Annotated in this window: 19 protein-coding genes; 2 read left to right on the top strand and 17 right to left on the bottom strand. The window is 34.9% G+C overall.

The features are described from left to right. Window positions 1-5 precede the first annotated feature (5 nt). The 14 genes from ACZ0AH_RS17535 to ACZ0AH_RS17470 form a co-directional block, all read right to left on the bottom strand. Window positions 6-860 carry a DUF3347 domain-containing protein gene (locus ACZ0AH_RS17535; RefSeq protein ID WP_463477076.1) on the bottom strand — a complete coding sequence of 285 codons (855 nt, stop codon included), beginning with the start codon at window positions 858-860 and terminating at the stop codon, window positions 6-8. A 152-nt stretch (window positions 861-1,012) separates the two neighbouring features. Continuing rightward, entirely contained in the window at window positions 1,013-1,333 is a 321-nt protein-coding gene (locus ACZ0AH_RS17530; protein WP_463477075.1) for a hypothetical protein, read from the bottom strand. 422 nt (window positions 1,334-1,755) lie between these two features. Then, window positions 1,756-1,974, bottom strand: a complete 219-nt coding sequence (locus ACZ0AH_RS17525; protein WP_463477074.1) for a hypothetical protein — start codon at window positions 1,972-1,974, stop codon at window positions 1,756-1,758. A 722-nt stretch (window positions 1,975-2,696) separates the two neighbouring features. Continuing rightward, window positions 2,697-2,903, bottom strand: coding sequence for a GDCCVxC domain-containing (seleno)protein (locus ACZ0AH_RS17520; RefSeq protein ID WP_463477073.1), 207 nt, complete (start codon window positions 2,901-2,903; stop codon window positions 2,697-2,699). Beyond that, the gene (gene merTP, locus ACZ0AH_RS17515; RefSeq protein ID WP_463477072.1) at window positions 2,900-3,499 is read right to left on the bottom strand and encodes a mercuric transport protein MerTP; all 600 of its coding nucleotides are present in this window, start codon (window positions 3,497-3,499) and stop codon (window positions 2,900-2,902) included. Before merTP ends, ACZ0AH_RS17520 begins: the two co-directional genes overlap by 4 nt. Further along, a complete protein-coding gene (locus ACZ0AH_RS17510) occupies window positions 3,496-3,870 on the bottom strand; it encodes an ArsR/SmtB family transcription factor (protein ID WP_463477071.1) in 375 nt (124 codons plus the stop codon). The genes merTP and ACZ0AH_RS17510 overlap by 4 nt, the downstream gene beginning before the upstream one ends. Before the next feature lie 235 nt (window positions 3,871-4,105). Further along, the gene (locus tag ACZ0AH_RS17505) at window positions 4,106-4,357 is read right to left on the bottom strand and encodes a metallophosphoesterase family protein (protein WP_463477070.1); all 252 of its coding nucleotides are present in this window, start codon (window positions 4,355-4,357) and stop codon (window positions 4,106-4,108) included. After that, entirely contained in the window at window positions 4,315-4,701 is a 387-nt protein-coding gene (locus ACZ0AH_RS17500; protein WP_463477069.1) for a hypothetical protein, read from the bottom strand. Before ACZ0AH_RS17500 ends, ACZ0AH_RS17505 begins: the two co-directional genes overlap by 43 nt. 42 nt (window positions 4,702-4,743) lie before the next feature. Next, the gene (locus ACZ0AH_RS17495) at window positions 4,744-4,839 is read right to left on the bottom strand and encodes a metallophosphoesterase (RefSeq protein WP_463477068.1); all 96 of its coding nucleotides are present in this window, start codon (window positions 4,837-4,839) and stop codon (window positions 4,744-4,746) included. Between the two features lie 23 nt (window positions 4,840-4,862). Further along, complete coding sequence (gene arsB / locus ACZ0AH_RS17490; protein WP_463477067.1) at window positions 4,863-5,933, bottom strand: ACR3 family arsenite efflux transporter; 1,071 nt, start codon at window positions 5,931-5,933, stop codon at window positions 4,863-4,865. 2 nt (window positions 5,934-5,935) lie between these two features. Next, on the bottom strand, window positions 5,936-6,550 hold the full coding sequence (locus tag ACZ0AH_RS17485) for an arsenate-mycothiol transferase ArsC (protein WP_463477066.1): 615 nt from the start codon (window positions 6,548-6,550) through the stop codon (window positions 5,936-5,938). A 46-nt stretch (window positions 6,551-6,596) separates the two neighbouring features. Continuing rightward, window positions 6,597-7,070 carry a DUF6428 family protein gene (locus ACZ0AH_RS17480; protein WP_463477065.1) on the bottom strand — a complete coding sequence of 158 codons (474 nt, stop codon included), beginning with the start codon at window positions 7,068-7,070 and terminating at the stop codon, window positions 6,597-6,599. A 91-nt stretch (window positions 7,071-7,161) separates the two neighbouring features. Next, on the bottom strand, window positions 7,162-7,647 hold the full coding sequence (locus ACZ0AH_RS17475; protein WP_463477064.1) for a GNAT family N-acetyltransferase: 486 nt from the start codon (window positions 7,645-7,647) through the stop codon (window positions 7,162-7,164). Between the two features lie 10 nt (window positions 7,648-7,657). After that, window positions 7,658-7,990, bottom strand: a complete 333-nt coding sequence (locus ACZ0AH_RS17470) for an ArsR/SmtB family transcription factor (RefSeq protein ID WP_463477063.1) — start codon at window positions 7,988-7,990, stop codon at window positions 7,658-7,660. Between the two features lie 244 nt (window positions 7,991-8,234). Here ACZ0AH_RS17470 and ACZ0AH_RS17465 point away from each other — a divergent pair, with 244 nt between their 5' ends. Together ACZ0AH_RS17465 and ACZ0AH_RS17460 are read left to right on the top strand one after the other, a co-directional pair. Then, on the top strand, window positions 8,235-8,600 hold the full coding sequence (locus ACZ0AH_RS17465; RefSeq protein ID WP_463477062.1) for a hypothetical protein: 366 nt from the start codon (window positions 8,235-8,237) through the stop codon (window positions 8,598-8,600). 460 nt (window positions 8,601-9,060) lie between these two features. Continuing rightward, entirely contained in the window at window positions 9,061-9,678 is a 618-nt protein-coding gene (locus tag ACZ0AH_RS17460; protein WP_463477061.1) for a heavy metal-binding domain-containing protein, read from the top strand. Between the two features lie 74 nt (window positions 9,679-9,752). Here ACZ0AH_RS17460 and ACZ0AH_RS17455 read toward each other — a convergent pair whose 3' ends face one another. The 3 genes from ACZ0AH_RS17455 to ACZ0AH_RS17445 all read right to left on the bottom strand — a co-directional run bounded on the left by ACZ0AH_RS17455 (window position 9,753) and on the right by ACZ0AH_RS17445 (window position 14,347). After that, window positions 9,753-11,921: a TonB-dependent receptor gene (locus ACZ0AH_RS17455; RefSeq protein WP_463477060.1), complete on the bottom strand. Its 2,169-nt coding sequence runs from the start codon at window positions 11,919-11,921 to the stop codon at window positions 9,753-9,755. Window positions 11,922-12,677: 756 nt separating this feature from the next. Then, entirely contained in the window at window positions 12,678-13,910 is a 1,233-nt protein-coding gene (locus ACZ0AH_RS17450; protein ID WP_463477059.1) for a hypothetical protein, read from the bottom strand. Beyond that, the gene (locus ACZ0AH_RS17445; RefSeq protein WP_463477058.1) at window positions 13,907-14,347 is read right to left on the bottom strand and encodes a QcrA and Rieske domain-containing protein; all 441 of its coding nucleotides are present in this window, start codon (window positions 14,345-14,347) and stop codon (window positions 13,907-13,909) included. Before ACZ0AH_RS17445 ends, ACZ0AH_RS17450 begins: the two co-directional genes overlap by 4 nt. Window position 14,348: the final 1 nt, after the last annotated feature.

The following is a 14,348-nucleotide window of genomic DNA, read 5'->3' as shown; positions in this document are numbered from 1 at the left end:
TGGGATTATTTGATTGTTTCTATAGTTGATCCACAGCTTAGCATCTGGGAACCGTAATACGGATTCTTGATACCACTTTCTTTGCTCAGCCAATTCGCATCAACCATTGGGCAATGATTATAATAAACCGGTTGTGGCTGATTGGTAGTTTTTATAAGATCGTAAGTGTTTTTAGATAAGCTTTTAAAGGATTCTCTTTGTTTCTTAATATCCTGGGTTTCAGAAATGTTTTTTGCATCTGTAGCTAAACTTTTCATTACATTCATCCATGCAGTATGTTCTTTAGGTTTTAGGTTGTCCATTTTAACAGCATTGATTGCAGTAAGAAGCTCTTTAGATTTGATTGCAGTAGTCTTGGCATCTGTTTTCACTAAAGCATCTTTTAGTTCAAAGTAGTTGTCGAAAATTGTTTTAAATGGACTGTCTTGCTGTGCATCTGGAAGAACTGCGGTTGTATGCTGGGAATGATCCATTTTCTCCATATCCATTTTTGATTCTTTCATTGGGACAGCCATCTTATTTGTTCTTTCATATTGGCAGCATTGTGGAAGTTTTGCATATGCTTCGGCAGGAGATAAGAATTGCTCACTGTCATATCCCGCTAAGGCAATTCGTTTTAGGATCTCATCTTGATTTGTTTTCTTCTGGTCGTAGGTAATGGCCGCAATTTTGGTGTTTTCATCCCAGTTTACCAAAGCAATATTTTTGATGTTTCCTGCTTTTTCAATAGCAGTTTTACACATTAGACAATTACCATAAATTTTTGTGTTTACGGTTTTGGCATTTTTTATAGGTGCGCCATACACTATGACTGATAGCAATATTGTGATTGCCATCAATCCTTTTTGAATTGATTTCATTTTAAAATGTATTAGAAGTGAATGTAGCCTTATGAGAAATAATTGTATATACGAGTTGTATAGACTATTATTCTATATAAGCGAAAAATTAAAATAAATGAAAAGCAAATGCCTTCCTTTTTTGACACACGTATGGCTATCAAAAAAGGTGTTTAGCTTATTTTAGGTATAAGCCAAATAGAATAGAAACCTGTTAAAATTGAGGTTTCTGAATTGTAGAATTTTTGTTTTTTAGAAAAAAGACTCAAAGTATTATTTTTGAATTCCAGTTCGCTTAAAAAGGATATGCCTCCATTGCATACTGAGGCACAACCACAGATTGAATGCCCGCATTTTCCGCCACAACCGTCATGATTTTTGCTGCCTGAATGATTCGTTTTAGAGCAGCAATCATCATTGTCAGGTTTCGAAGTTTCTTTTTTACAAGAATGATTTACATCATTTTTTTTACAAGCAAAAGTATTTGTTGGCATTAGGAATAAGCCAAGTAAAACAATTACTATGAGGTGAAATCGATTCATGTAATAAAAATAATAGTACAAATCTACTGCTATTTCTTGGTTTTTTTCAAAAAAAAATGTTAAAAGCGCCTTAGGGTTACGGTTGTCAAAATGCAAAATCAGTCCCTTTATATTTTTTGGCAACCCGCCTCTCTACACCATAAAAAGGTTTAAGTAGTAAAGTTAAATAAAATAGCCGCAGATTCTTTGAAATGGAAAATTTTCTTGCTGTTGTCTTAAAAAAGGAAGATATCGATTTTATTCTTTGTAAAGCAGATATTTACATTGTTTTATCTTCAGTCAGGTTAACTGGCATGCAAGTTTTTTTTTATGTGAAAAATGATGAATATTAAAATGATAAACACCTTATCCTAATTGGCTAAAAGTCAAAAAAGTTAACCATTTATTTTCTCTATATGGTACTCAGAAAGCCATTTTTCTATTTTCTGGAGCAGCTGGATTTCTTTCGGGTCGCCTGTGGGGTTTGCAAGCCCTGTTATGGTTCGGCTGTAATTGAATTTCTTATTTTCAAAATGACACGTAAATCTTGGCTGTTCATTATGGGAAACCATCCAGCTGTCCTCGGATATTTTTTTTATTTCGAACTTTTTCATACTCTTGGATCAGCAATAAATTCTACAGGCTCATTACACTGCAAACTAAATTTAGAATGTTTTAACGCTCTGAAATTTATGCAAAGATAATGCAATATTGAAGTCGATTTCAAATCTGTCTGCTGAATTTCTTCCTATATCCACCCTTAACCTGTACCTGTTATTGCAGTGCTGTTTGGTGTTTTTCCCTTAAAGGCCGGGGATTCTGAAAAAACCCGCCCAATACAGAAAATACATCAGGCGGGGTGTCCATAAACATAATCTTCCATTTTATGTTTACTTAAGTTATCTAAAGGCCTGTAATGCTTTTTCTTGGCTTATTCTTAAAGACATAGTGCTGCAAACTATTTAAAAGGATGGGCATCGCTGCAGGGTCAAAGATGTACTTTCCTGACTCGTTGTGGTTACAGCCTGCTGGTGTGTTGTTACAGAATTCGCATCCTTATATTTTAGTCCTGATGGATGGAAGATATCTAAAATAATAAAGTTGCAGCATCATGCCCAAAAATAAGCGCGCACTTTGACCGCCAAAGTAGCCCGCTTTGATAAAGAAGTGGTCGGAATTTTATGAGGCTTGAATTAATCGGGTGTCAAGGATTGTTACCGGAACCTGATTGGAGTGCTTATCATCGTCAATTCTATAATAATATTATTTTTAGGTTTAATATTATTGTTTAGTAGCTATTCCCGCTATAGGTTCAAATTCGTTTAATTTTATAGCATTAGCAGCATTTTTTATCCTGTTGAATGGGAGGACAGGCAATACTTCCATAGCTGCAATATACGCAGCAGTCGCCCTCATTTGGTTTGAGAACTTTTTTGCAGCTTTCACATTCATAAAAATATTGACAAGAATCTGTAGGCATTATTTCTTCTTTCCTGTGGCCACATTTTGGACAAGTTATTATTGATTCTAATATCACTTTCATTTTGATTTTGTATTGATTACAGTATATCCGGTTGTATTAATTGCTTTTTCAATTTCACTGATATTAGATAAGGTCTTGTCAAACTCTACGGTAGCCTTACCATTTTGATAACTGACCTTGGAATCAATTATTCCCCTGAGTTTATTTACCTGGTGATTGACATGTTCCTCGCAGCTTTCACAAGTCATGCCTTTTATTGTAAATTCAGCTTTTTGGATATTTGAATTTTCCGCTACTATGATTTTTTTATCTGTCTTTGGATAAAAAATGGACGAATAGTAGGGAAATGTAAGCATAACAGCTATAACTACTGTCGCAATCCCAAGAAAGATTTTTGAATGAATGAATTTTTGTTTTTCTACCGTATCACAATTGCACTCAATTTGTTTTTTAGGCTTTAACTTTTGATACCAGGTATATGCAAGAACTAAAAGGGTAAGGCCAACGGTATATGGCCTGAATGGTTCCAGCCAGGAAAAAACAGAAGCAAGTCCACTTGTTGTGGCAATAAGGGCTAATACCGGTGTAATGCAACACAGTGAAGCCGCTATAGCACTGATGAATCCCGCTCCAATTAATTTATTGTCAATTTTCATAAAATTTCTAAAATTTTATTTTCATCAAGTATTAGAAAAAATGGTTTTAACATTTTTTCATATTCCTTTGTCAATGAGTAAAAGATTGTTTGTGCTTCTCGTTCGGTTTGGATAAGTTTCCTGTCTTTTAATTTTCTTAAATGCTGGGATACAGCTGATATGCCCATAGCGAGAACATCACTGATATCACAGACACAGAGCCGTTTTTCCTCATACAGCAGAAATAGAATTCTAAGCCTAATATTATTTCCGGCTAATTCGAGTCCGTTTGATAAATAGTCAAAGGAGCCGTTTAGGTCCGATAGTCTTTCTTTACAGCGGTTTATCTGTTTGATATCCGCCTGTTGGCGTATGCAGGAATTATTGTCCATTGTGCAAATATAGCTAATTTGCTTATTTAAGCAAATGCTTAAATAAAGAAAAATATTTTTTTAATGTTTCTGCTTTTGGAGATTAGTACGTTTAAAAATCAGTTTTTGAGGTTTTGATTGCGACTTTCGAATTATATACTTTTACCGATTTGTTTCTGGGAGTCGTTTTAAGATAAATATGTTTTAATGAAAGAATAATAGGGAACTTTACATTGAGTATTTAATTTGTAAAACTTTAATATGCTTTTCGAAGCATAAGTGCGTAAACATTCGGAAGAGGACTTTCTTCAATGGCCTGGGCGGCTTTTTCAATATCATAGTCGACTCTTATGAATTCAACCTGTACACCTTCTTTTTTTGAGAGATTACTGTCTTTGTCAATAGTTAATACGGCATAACAGCATCTGGGATTTCCGTCCTTTGGCTTTCCTACCGATCCTGCATTCACTGCATGGAAATAACTGCCTTTTTTATTCGGGTTTTCCAAGACTCTGTGATAAGGCTTGTGTGAATGTCCGCAGATAATGATATCTGCTTTCGAATCAAGGAAAATGTCCGTAAAATCTTTTCTTTTTTATCCTCAAGCAAATATTCGGTATTGCTGTATGGACTGCCGTGTACCATCAGGATCTTGATTAGTTTATCGGCTGTCTGAAATTCCAGTTTAATATGGGCAGGAAGAGCAGAAAGATATTTAATCTGCTCTTTGCCCACTATTTGATAGGCATAACTATCAAGGTCATTAGAACCTTCATTATGTATTTCTACAGCTTTAACATCATGATTTCCAGCCAGCGTTGGAATATGTTTTTTGCGAATTTCATTGATCACGGCATTAGGACACAGATTGTAACCAACCAGATCTCCCAGGCATTAAACAGCATCAATATTCTGCTGCTCAATACTTTTTAAGGTTTGTTCGAGCGCCGGAAAATTGGCATGTATATCCGATAGTACTGCAATTCTCATCTTTTGGAAATTAGTATTGGAAACTATGCTGTTTTTAAATAATACTTCTTTCTAAACCAGAAAGCGACATTCACAAGTGCAATAAGAGCCGGTACTTCTACCAGAGGTCCGATAACTCCTGCGAATGCCTGACCGCTGTTTATTCCAAATACACCAATTGCCACTGCAATTGCAAGTTCGAAATTGTTTCCAGTGGCGGTAAAAGCTATTGCAGTTGCTTTCGAATAGTCAGCACCAAAATATTTTCCAACAAAGAAGCTGATGATAAACATGATGGTAAAGTATATTACCAATGGAACTGCGATACGAACAACATCCATAGGAATCTGGACAATAAGTTCCCCTTTAAGGCTAAACATCACTATGATTGTAAAAAGCAGCGAAATAAGTGTAACAGGGGAAATAAAGGGTACATATTTAGTTTCAAACCACTCAGAACCTTTTATTGCAATAAGCACACAACGGCTTATGATCCCAAGGGCAAAAGGAATTCCTAAATATATACCAACACTCTTAGCAATCTGGCCAATACTGATGTTAACTTCAAATCCATTATAACCAAAGTAGGGAGGAAGAACAGTTATGAAGATATAAGCATATACACTGTAAAGCAGGACCTGAAAAATACTGTTAAGTGCAATAAGGCCGGCCGCATATTCCCTGTTTCCATCTGCAAGGTCATTCCAAACCACAACCATTGCAATACAACGGGCCAAACCTATCAGAATGACACCTATCATATACTCAGGATAGCCATTTAAAAAAAGCAGGGCCAGGGAAAACATTAAAATAGGCCCAACAATCCAGTTTAGAAAAAGAGAGGCCCCCAGAATTTTTGTGTTCCTGAAAACCTGTCCCATCTGCTCATATTTCACTTTTGCAAGCGGCGGGTACATCATAAGAATAAGCCCAATAGCCAAAGGAATATTGGTTGTCCCGCTGGAAAAAGAGTTGATAAAATTACCACTGGATGGAATAAAATATCCTATTGCTACACCTAGTGCCATAGCCAGGAAAATCCAGAGGGTTAAAAACCGATCCAAAAAGCCTAATTTTTTGCGTCCTGCGGCAGGCGCACAGTTATTTGCTGACATTTTTATTGTTTGATTTGTGAGAATACATAAAACATTTCAGTCCCAATCTGCAGGCTTCGCTCCTGATAAACTTCCTTCTGCTGTGGAGTGCCGTCCGAGGCTTTTGGGTCTTCAAAAGTAATCGGTATGCGCTTTTCGGCACCTGCAATAAAAGGACAGCCTCCATCAGCTTGTGAACACGTCATGATAGCAACAAATTCACTCTCAGGATTAAAATCATCATCATAGGTTTTAGAAAAACCAATAACGGGCAGTTCATTTGCTGAAAATTTTATTGAGTACACAGGATTCTGACCTTCGGAAATAGTTTTAATTTTAAATCCAGTGCGCTGCAGGGTTTCGGCTACCATTGGGAATAGGGCAGTAGCTTCTGTTCCTCCTGAATAACAGGAAACATTCTGTATATTATAATGTGCAGCAGCAGTCTGCGCCCAGACTTGGGACAAGTGACTTCTTCTGGAATTATGTGTACAGATCAAATTAAGCCTGATCGGCAGTTTGTTGTCGAATTTATTTTGAATATAATCCACTAATGGCTGCAGGATCGTTTTACGCTCTTCTGAGATCTTCTTAAAATCAAATGAGCTCGTGGTATTTTGTATTTCAGTAAATAACATAGTTTTTGTCTGGTATTTATAATAGATGTTTAATTGTCATTAAAAATTAGCAGCAGCCTGATCCGGGTGCACATGAATTTGCACTATCCGCATTGAGCTGTGATAATTTTACTTTTGATTTATCTGAAGGGATTCCGCATTGTTCCTGAGCTAAACATGCAGTCTGTTTATTTAGCAGAATAAAGTTTTTGCTATTAAATTCAAGATCATATTTACCAATTGTGGTATCCTGGTATTCCACTTCAATTTCATGGTCTTCAATCCCCAAAACCTTTTCTGAAAGCTCAATGATATGAATCAGTTTTTGCGGTTTCAGCCTGTGCTCATAATCATTAGCATCCCAAAGCTGAAAGTTTACAACAGTTTCTTTTCTTACTGTTCCACCACAATCAATGAAGTTTTTAGTAATCAGGCCCACTTCTGTTACATGAAAATATTCCGGAACAAAATTTCCGTTTGGCAATTCAAAATTTACAGCTTCAACTGTTTTTAATACTTCTTTAATTTCTGAGAGTTTCATAATGTATGTTTTTAAAATTTATAATATTTTGCAGCAGTAGCAATAACTCTATTTAAGTTATTCTTGCAGGTATTATATTTATAAGTAATATTTAATTAATCAATCTGCTTCTTCTCTCCAGAAGAACGGTGTCTCTCCAGATTCCATTTTGCTTCCCGATCTTTTCGCGAATGCCTAAAATCCTGAATCCGGCTTTTTCATGGATACGCAGGCTTGCTTTATTTTCCGGAAATATACCAGCCTGAAGTGTCCAAAGACCTTCATCCTCACTTAAATGAACAAGCTGATTTAAAAGTGTAAGACCGATTCCTTTACCTGACCATTCAGGATCAATATATACGCTGACTTCGGCTACCCCTGCATAGACACATCTTGAAGAGACCGGTGTTAGTGCTGCCCAGCCTATTAGCTGCCCATCTTTTTCTGCAACAATTCTGCAGGAAGAAAGATGTGATGCATCCCAATCTTTCCATGAAGGAGTAGTGGTCTGAAAAGTAGCATCACCGGTATTTATGCCTTTTTCGTAGATTAATCTGATCTCTTCCCAGTCACTAGCTAATAAATTTCTGATTTCCATAGCAATTAATTTAACAGCACTCGTTTCTCTTTTTTTCCAGATGAGCGGTGATATGTTCGAAAAATCCTTTTATTTTCTCCAGTCCCGGCTCATTAATGCAGTAGCAGATAGAGTTGCCCTCAATGCTTCCTTTTATAAGCCCGGCATTTTTAAGTTCCTTAAGATGCTGTGATACTGTAGGCTGGGATAGCGGCAGTTCATTGACGATATCCCCACAGATACAGGTATCAACTTTTAATAAATATTCCATAATAGCAATACGGGCAGGATGCCCCAAAGCCTTAGCTAAAACCGCAAGTTCGTTTTGACTGTCTGTAAAGTAATCTGTTTTTGTAGCTCCCATTGTTTTATATTTATATTGCAATATTACGATATTAAATTTTAATTCAAAATTATTTCTATGTTTTATTGTAATATGTAACGTTACGGTATTTGTTATTTTTCTTAAAAGTGAATGAAAAGCAAGCCAATAAAATAATTATGAAGTAAGGATTATAGCATAAGCCAAATATTATCAATTTAACTTTCTATTGAGAATTAATGAATGTAATTTGATTAATTTTGCTTGATAATCTATTTTAAAAAACATGAAATTATTTCATTTATTAGCAATTTTATTACTTGGTTTCTTCCTGATGCCAGGTCGTGCTTTTGCATGTGAAAATAAATCAGAGAATTACTCTTTTAAGATGGAAAAGTTATCGAAATCAGAAAAAAAAGAATGTTGTAATGTAAATAATCATTCCCACAATAAAAATCAGAACCCTTGCACCGGAAAATGTAAAAATACGTGTATTTGTACTATAGCTTGTGGCAATTTCTGGGCAATTTTTGGTTCTGCTTTAAAGATTGATAATTACGATATTTCTAGTGGAAAACAGAAAATTCATAGTTATAATAGCAATATTTCATCTGGTTTCTCTTCTCTTTGGCTTATACCTAAAATAGGCTAATAAAAAAATTGACAGCCATAGGTGTGTCAAATCTCGTGAGCAGTAGAAGCTCATCATCACATTTTCTTTACAATCAATATAATTCCTGTTTTTATTCTACAACTGTTAGATCCTGATCTAAAATGAATCATTTGAATCAAAAATCTTATAGAATATTGATTTCAAAAAGTTTTTTTGACTCTTATTTTATCCATAAAATTGATATAATGGTGATCAATCGATTTTGCAGATTAAAAATATTCCGGATGCTATTGATGATGACAAAACTAATCTCAAGGAACTTGATTGGTTAGTTTACAAAGAAAGTGTGACAAGAATTGATGGCTGATGTTAATTGTATTTAAAAGAGCCAAAATATTTAAAGAACAATAGGACTACTGCATCAATATTTAAAAAAGCAAACTAATATAAGTTTCTAAAAATAATAGAGACAAAATAATAATATTTAAATAAAAATAAAATGAAAACACTAATAATAATTGTAAACCTATTTTTAATAATGGGAACTACAGTATCAGCACAAAAGGTTACTGAAAAAGAACTGGCAAAAACAATTTATGTTTGCCCTTCTCATCCTGAACAGAGTGATGTAAATTCCGCAAAATGCCCTATTTGTTCGATGGAGATGGTTAAAATAACAAAGAAAATCGATACCCATCAGACCAAAGGCAGTCAGCCAATGACTAAAAACGTGATCCAATATGTTTGTCCAATGGATGGTTCTATTTCAGACAAAGAAGGTAAATGTTCTAAGTGTGCGATGCAATTGATAAAAACAACCAAAGTAGTAGATACTCATCAAACAAAAGGGAGTCAGCCAATGACTAAAAAAGTGGATCAATATATCTGCCCAATGGATGGAGAGACTTCTGATCAATCCGGTAAGTGTTCAAAATGTGGCATGAATATGACAAAAGTAACCGAAAAAAAGGATACTCATGCGACAAAAGGAAGTCAGCCAAGAAGTGAATTGGTAACCAGATATGTCTGTCCAATGGATGGTCAGATCTCAGACAAACCTGGTAATTGTTCTAAATGTGGAATGGGAATGATTAAAAAAGAAGCATCAAAAGAATAATTTTATTTGGTAATATAAATGAAAAAAAGCCTGTAGAAATATTTCTACAGGCTTTTTTATATTCGAGTAAATATCTATATTTTTATTTTAATCCCTGCATTTACGACAAAACCATCCAACGGAGCATAAATATCTTTGAAAACAGGATTTGAAATTGGTCCGGTATAAATACTTCCAAATTTCGTTTGTCTGGTATCGGTAAAGTTTTCAAAATTGGCATACAGGGAAAAATTCTCCCATAATTTTTCAACCATAAAACCGAAAATCCAATATTCCCTTCCGGTTGTTCCGTCATTTAATTTTTGAGCACTGTAGTAATATGCCTCTAAACCAGCCTTCCATTTATCTTCCACTTCATACATCAAAACATTATTTAAGCGATGCTTTGCAGTCAAAGGATTCTCAGATTTAATGCCACTATTATTTATTGAGGCATCAGTATACGTATAACCCAGGAATAGTTTAAAATCCTTATATCCTAATTTTATATTTGTTTCAGCTCCCTTGGTATCTAAAAAGCCTTCAACATTAACAAACTGATAAATATTATTTGGGAGCGAAGTCAAGATCAGGGGATTATCCACATTCGTATAAAAGAATAACTGATTGAATGATAAAGATATATCTTCGGTAATATTGGTTTTGTAATTCACGTCAAAATTCACACCATAGCTTTTTTCAAGTTTATTAAAATCACTATTAATAGGTAATACATTTTGGTACTCAATACGCTCACTTTCTTCTGTAAATATAGTTGGCGTCTTATAACCCAATCCACCGCCGAGTCTTGAGGTAAGCTTAGGATTGATTTTAAATAAAGCCGAAATTCTGGGCAGGAGTGAAAACCCGTAATCAATAACGTAGTCACCTCGCAGACCGGTTTCAATGTCCAGCCATTCTTTGGCTTTAACTGTATTTTGTACAAAAGCCCCATATGTGATTTGATTGTAATCTCTTAAAGGGAAAGCAGTAGCACTATTTTCTGTAAATTTATCAGTGTATAAATTGGCTCCGGTAACCCATTCGGATATTTCGCCATTGCGGGCATATGTAATTTCTGAAAAAGTACTGTTTTGAAGCCCATCAAAAGCATAATCAGGAATAGTGATAACACGGCTAAAATTATTGAAACTATTTTTGAATGTTAGCGATTCTTTTTCGCTTAATTTATGTGTAAGGGTAAATTGAGTGCTGATTCGCTGTGTCTTATTTTTTTCAAAATAACTATCAGGGTAATTGCTTTGATCTTTAATATAATCAATGTTTCCGCCAATACGATTTTCGAAAACTGTATTTACGCCGAAATTCAGTTTTGTGTTATCGTTAAAATAAACAAACAATTTTGGGTTGAAATTAAAACGTTCAAATTTTGGAATAGCTGTAAGTTTTATATCGGCTGGATCATAGGGCGCATTGCGGTCATGTGAGGCAAATACGGTCAATCCAATTTTATTGAATCTTTGTGAATAAAACCCATTGATATTCAAGCCAAAGGCAGAGGTTCCATTTAATAAAAATCGAAGCTCTCTTTCTTCTGTTGGTGTTTTAGAGACTAAATTCACCAGACCTGCAATTGCTCCCCCGCCATATAGGGTAGAGGCAGATCCTTTAATGATCTCCACTTGTTTTAAATCCAGTGGAGGTGTCTGAAGTAATCCCAGTCCGCTGGAAGCCCCGGAATAAACAGGAAAACCATCTTTTAATATTTGAGTGTACCTGCCGTCTAATCCCTGAATCCGGATAGAAGAGTTTCCGGAAGTGGCAGAGGTCTGCTGGGTTTGTATACCGGTACTTTCATTAAGCATCATTCTGATATCCCCTGGTTTCATGTTGGCTTTTTCTTCCAGTTCTTCTCCTGCTATAAATTCCACTCGGGTAGGAATATTGCTTATAGTTCGCGTACCCCTGGTAGAAGTGACAATAATTTCATCCATCTCTTCGGCCTCGCTCTCTAATGAAATTTCTAAAAGTTCACCTGTAAAAGGTATTGTAAAAGATGCCATGTGCGATTTATAACCTTCCAAAGAAAAAGAAACATTATAAACTCCCTGCTGAAGATTTTCAAAAACGATAAGCCCTTCTGCGTTGGATAAAGCTGATAAATTTGTTTGCTCAAGTTTAGCCGTTATTCCTTTAAGGGGCTGATTGGTTTCGGCATCTTTAATGAGAATTTTAACGTTATTCTGTGCCTGTGCTGTGCCAATAGTTGTTATTGCCACAATCAATAAAATATATTTAAACATTTATAATTTCTTAATATTAATACATAAATAGGCTCATGATATTGAAATCATGAAAGTAGAACTATTTTAAATATTAAGATATTTTAGGAGGCTGCCAGATTTTACAAATGAAGTAAGAATCGACAAACTTGTCATAGAAGATGGGCTGTACGATTTCATTTATTGTAAATCCTGGTTTCTCAGAAATTATTATAGAATTTTGAGTAATTGTAAAGCCGATACAGCTGCCACAGGAATAAAAGGGAGAGCATTTTCCATTACACTCATTCCCGCAGTCATGGGAATCATTTTTGCAATTTTTCTCGATATCACATTTTGAATGCTTAGAAGATGCAGAACAAGGTACTGTTGAGAGAATCAGTACAATTAATGATAAGAATGTCAGGCAGAATTTCACATCCCAAATTTAGACAATTTTAATATATTATTTTAACTTAATTAATAATTTCTTGTCCTAAGATTCATTTATTGCTAATAATTTATCAATGACCACATTTAGCCGGTAAGCATTCGACAGATGGGAAATTTAAGCCCCAGTTTCTTGAAAGGGGCTAATTTGTAGTTATATTAAAATTTTAATATTGCGAAAAAAAGGAAACAAATCCCATTATACCGGTAAGTACAATCACACATTTCCAGCAGTTAAGCCTGTTTTTCATATTGAATTGTTTTAGAGTTAATTTTTTTATATAAGACAATTTTCATGCCACGCTTAAATGTATAGGGTATATACCGATACAATCAGGGCTTATAAAATTAAAAATAGGTTGAAATTCCTAAATTAAAGCCATCAGTAACAGAAGCGGGATTAGAAAAAATATCTTTTTGTTTTAAATATCGGTAATTCAGACGAATTACTGTTTGAGAGCTGGGCCTGAAACTAATGGCAGGCATTATGCTCCATAAGTCTTCACCGATATTGGTTCCTGTTTCCTTAAATTTTCCAACATTCCAGTCGACATATTCTAATCTGCATGCGATATTTAAAGTTGCTTTTTCCCATCCCAGAATTGATCTTCTCAGGATCGGCTGAACAATATCTATGAAGCCGCCTTTTTGCTTGTTGCCGAATTGTTGAGAATAAGTTTCTGGAACATCAACATAAATCCAGGCAAATTCTGTGGTAATAAAAGTTCTGATTTTTGGCAGTGTAGTGTTAAAGTCCAAGGCAAAAACTGCTACGCGTCTTTTCTTGTCAATCGTCACTGCATCATCCTGGAATTTGTTATATATTCCTCCCATATATGAAATTCCCATTTCACCTATTTTGTTATTTCTAAGCGCTATTTTTCCTGTAAATAAAGGCTCACCGCTATTTATTTCTTCAAATCTTTCAGGGTTATTTTTTGCTGCCGGCAGGAAAGTTTTATTTTCGGTATTCTCAATTATAGAATTATCAAAACTTCCCGATAAATAAGCTTCATATCCAAACATCCAGTTTTTTGTGTATTTTTTTCCAAAAAGTCCCGCACCTGCATTGCTAAATGTATCGGGCAGCATTTGCGTGGATGAAATTGGCCGATCGGTAAATTCCCATTTGGGTCCGTCATGATTTTGATTGAAAGAACCTATTGGATTCAAAATTATTCCGGCCCTTAAATTTACCAAAGGGTCAAATTCGATATCTATAGATGCAAATTCAATTGCAATTTCTTTTCCTCCGTCTTCAAATTCAATTTCACTTAAAAACTTTACCCTTCTACTAATGGCTGATGACATGAAAATAGACAATCTTCTGGCTTGAAATTGATGACCTTCTGATACTCCGTCTGTGGTTAGTTTTTGCCAGTTCATTTCAATGTACCCGCCAATAGAAATCGGTGTTTTATTTATATTCAATGCAGGTCTACTATAAAGGGCATCCATATTTAAGATGTTTTTTACAGTATCTTTAGGAACTCTTTTTAGTAAACTTGGGTCAATTTGTGCACAGCAATTTGCGTAAGAGAAAAAAGCGATTGCCAGAACTAAAGGTAGTTTTAATCTCATTTTAAAGATATTTTTAGAATGTCATTTTCTATTACTACCGGAAATCTCCTAAGATCTGTATTGGCTGGACCGTTCTCCAAAATACCACGACTGCTGAATTCACTTCCGTGCGCAGGGCATTGGAGCTTATCCCCAAAAACCTGTAATTCCGCACCTTGATGTGTACATAACATAAACATGGCGCAATAATCCCTTTGGTCAAACCGATATACGCAAATTGGAGCTTTTAATACTTCATTTTGAATGATTATGTATTTTTTAAATTCTGTTTTGGTTCCTTTTTGTAATATAAAATCAGAAACAGGAACTAAAAGATCGGTATCTTTAATCTCCCTTGAAAGGATCTGAGAAGAAGCACAGCTTTGTAATAAAGTTACTCCGGATATTCCTGCAAGACATCCAAAACCACATGTTTTTAAAAATTGTTTTCTATCCATT

This window comes from Flavobacterium sp. AC105 (assembly GCF_979258495.1).
The sequence above is the reverse complement of the archived record's forward strand: the minus strand, read 5'-3'. Positions and strand labels throughout refer to the sequence as shown.

What these genes read in the sequence shown, in the direction of transcription:
- ACZ0AH_RS17535 (WP_463477076.1), bottom strand. Translation starts at nt 860, where the DNA reads ATGAAATCAATTCAAAAAGGATTGATGGCAATCACAATATTGCTATCA.
- ACZ0AH_RS17520 (WP_463477073.1), bottom strand. Translation starts at nt 2,903, where the DNA reads ATGAAAGTGATATTAGAATCAATAATAACTTGTCCAAAATGTGGCCAC.
- ACZ0AH_RS17460 (WP_463477061.1), top strand. Translation starts at nt 9,061, where the DNA reads ATGAAAACACTAATAATAATTGTAAACCTATTTTTAATAATGGGAACT.
- arsB (WP_463477067.1), bottom strand. Translation starts at nt 5,933, where the DNA reads ATGTCAGCAAATAACTGTGCGCCTGCCGCAGGACGCAAAAAATTAGGC.
- ACZ0AH_RS17495 (WP_463477068.1), bottom strand. Translation starts at nt 4,839, where the DNA reads ATGAGAATTGCAGTACTATCGGATATACATGCCAATTTTCCGGCGCTC.
- ACZ0AH_RS17480 (WP_463477065.1), bottom strand. Translation starts at nt 7,070, where the DNA reads ATGAAACTCTCAGAAATTAAAGAAGTATTAAAAACAGTTGAAGCTGTA.
- ACZ0AH_RS17455 (WP_463477060.1), bottom strand. Translation starts at nt 11,921, where the DNA reads ATGTTTAAATATATTTTATTGATTGTGGCAATAACAACTATTGGCACA.
- ACZ0AH_RS17510 (WP_463477071.1), bottom strand. Translation starts at nt 3,870, where the DNA reads ATGGACAATAATTCCTGCATACGCCAACAGGCGGATATCAAACAGATA.
- ACZ0AH_RS17525 (WP_463477074.1), bottom strand. Translation starts at nt 1,974, where the DNA reads ATGAAAAAGTTCGAAATAAAAAAAATATCCGAGGACAGCTGGATGGTT.
- ACZ0AH_RS17450 (WP_463477059.1), bottom strand. Translation starts at nt 13,910, where the DNA reads ATGAGATTAAAACTACCTTTAGTTCTGGCAATCGCTTTTTTCTCTTAC.
- ACZ0AH_RS17445 (WP_463477058.1), bottom strand. Translation starts at nt 14,347, where the DNA reads ATGGATAGAAAACAATTTTTAAAAACATGTGGTTTTGGATGTCTTGCA.
- ACZ0AH_RS17485 (WP_463477066.1), bottom strand. Translation starts at nt 6,550, where the DNA reads ATGTTATTTACTGAAATACAAAATACCACGAGCTCATTTGATTTTAAG.
- ACZ0AH_RS17470 (WP_463477063.1), bottom strand. Translation starts at nt 7,990, where the DNA reads ATGGGAGCTACAAAAACAGATTACTTTACAGACAGTCAAAACGAACTT.
- ACZ0AH_RS17465 (WP_463477062.1), top strand. Translation starts at nt 8,235, where the DNA reads ATGAAATTATTTCATTTATTAGCAATTTTATTACTTGGTTTCTTCCTG.
- ACZ0AH_RS17530 (WP_463477075.1), bottom strand. Translation starts at nt 1,333, where the DNA reads ATGCCAACAAATACTTTTGCTTGTAAAAAAAATGATGTAAATCATTCT.
- merTP (WP_463477072.1), bottom strand. Translation starts at nt 3,499, where the DNA reads ATGAAAATTGACAATAAATTAATTGGAGCGGGATTCATCAGTGCTATA.
- ACZ0AH_RS17475 (WP_463477064.1), bottom strand. Translation starts at nt 7,647, where the DNA reads ATGGAAATCAGAAATTTATTAGCTAGTGACTGGGAAGAGATCAGATTA.